The following is a 1,862-nucleotide window of genomic DNA, read 5'->3' as shown; positions in this document are numbered from 1 at the left end:
CCGATGACGACCCCGTCGGCCCCCTGACCGCCCGGCACGGGCTCGTTGATCGGGCCCCACGTAGTGGCCCACGTTCGACAGGCCCGTGGGGGCCCTAAGCCTCAATTCACCGATGAAGTAGCCGGGGCGGTCGCTGGCATGGTCGTGGGTCGTGACCGTATGGAGGGCGTGTGAGGTCCGCCGGTCTGCCCGGCTTTCCACTTTGGTTCCTGGTCGTAGGTGCTGGAGTTGGGAGTCAGATCGGCACGTTGGGCCGGCGCGGGGAGAAGACGGTGTCGTAGAGCGCCTGCCAGGCTGTTTGCCATGGCCAGCTTTCGGGTAGATGGAGTCGGAGCCGCCGGGCTGAGGAGGCGATCCGGGCCGGGATGTTGATGAGTTTGCGGCGGATCGTCGCGGTCGTCGCGCGTGCCAGGCTCGAGCTTGTGGTCAGGGTGGCGGCGGCGCGGGTGAGGTTGAACGCCATGACGGCGCAGGTCAGCCAGGCGGCGTTGGCGTTGAACACGCCCGAGGGCAGGTGCGCCAGCGCGGAGGCTTTCAGGTCAGCGTGGACGTTCTCGATGATCGCGTGTGCGCGGTGGGTCTTGTCGGCCGCCACTGTGTCGTACTGCTCTACGGATGTAGTGGTGAAGAACGCATGGAACCGCCAGGTATCGAACAGGCTCGCCTGCCCACTTGCAGCCTTGGGATTCAGGTCGGGGATACGGCGCACCACGAGCCGACCCGGCACCTGGTCGTTCTTGGGCTTCGAGGTGAATGCGGTGAAGTCGACCTCGGCGACTTCGGCGCGGGAGATCCAACGGTTGGTGTGTTCGTCGAAGATCGCGTCGGTGTAGTTGATCGTGGTCCACGCGTCGTCGTCGATGGTGGCGATGGCACGTTTGACCGCCGGGTCCATGCGTACGGTGACCGAGACCTCGGCTCCGGCGGCCAGGCAGGCGGTGACCATGCTGTGGGAGTAGAACGCCGAATCGCCTCGGACCAGCACGTCACGGCCGTGAAGGTGGGTGCGGCGGATCAGTGCCAGCGTGTCGGTGGCCAGCCGGGCAGCCCCTCGCGGGGACCCGGCAGAGCCCTTGCGCAGCCGTTGAGCGGCGATCACCGGAGCAGCCTGCTCGGTGGAGACCGTGGCCAGCAGCGCGTTCAGGCCACGTACCCCGGAGTAGCCGAACGAGGCGCCCTGCTTGGCGTGTCCGTAGACCTCCACGATCGTGTCGTCGATATCGACCATCACCGTCCCGGTGTCCGACTCATGACCGAGCAGTCCGGTGTGTTCGGCCAGTGCGCGCACGAACCGCGAGGCGATCGCATCGGTTTGGCGGACGTGGCCGAAGGTGAACTGCCGCAGGAACGATCCCAGCGTCGAAGGGGCGTACGGGCGGTCGAAGAGTGTGCCCATCGCCCCGTGGCGCAGCAGGGCCATGTCGTCGATGCTATCCGCGCCTGCGGCCATCCCGGCCACGAGCGAGGCCAGTTTCACTCCACCGTTGGAGCCCTTGTCGGTGGGCACGCTCAGATGCTCGTCACCGAGCCGGTGCAGGCCCGCCCGGTCGGCGAGTTTCATCAGCGGCACGAGGCCGGCGCCCGACACGAGGTTGGGCTCATCGAACGTCGCGAAGCTTACGGGCAGAGTGTGAGATAGTTGCATCTGCGGGATGCCCTTCTTGAATTGGCGATACGGACCTTAAGCAAGTCGTATCTTGCCAGTTCAGAAGGGCATTCTCGCGTTCCCACACCGCGCTAGAAGTTCATCTCATCGGTGGATCCAGGCTTAAAGTGAGGGGCCTACCGAAATGAGATCCAGCAGTGAGTGCATCACGCAGGCGGTTCAGCCAGGAGTTCAAGGATGAGCTGTGCCAGGAGGT

The 1,862-nt window shown here is 65.5% G+C and carries 1 protein-coding gene; it reads right to left on the bottom strand.

Annotation, left to right across the window (positions count from 1 at the left end; translation table 11 throughout):
* Nucleotides 1-235: 235 nt before the first annotated feature.
* Nucleotides 236-1,645, bottom strand: coding sequence for an IS1380 family transposase (locus H5T77_RS25600; protein ID WP_069389547.1), 1,410 nt, complete (start codon nucleotides 1,643-1,645; stop codon nucleotides 236-238).
* Nucleotides 1,646-1,862 lie beyond the last annotated feature (217 nt).

The sequence above is a fragment of the Nocardioides sp. genome (assembly GCF_014360585.1).
Lineage (GTDB): Bacteria > Actinomycetota > Actinomycetes > Propionibacteriales > Nocardioidaceae > Nocardioides.
The sequence above is the reverse complement of the archived record's forward strand: the minus strand, read 5'-3'. Positions and strand labels throughout refer to the sequence as shown.

Bases quoted from the DNA above. Each gene is read 5' to 3' on its own strand.
- H5T77_RS25600 (WP_069389547.1), bottom strand. From the start codon at position 1,645: ATGCAACTATCTCACACTCTGCCCGTAAGCTTCGCGACGTTCGATGAG.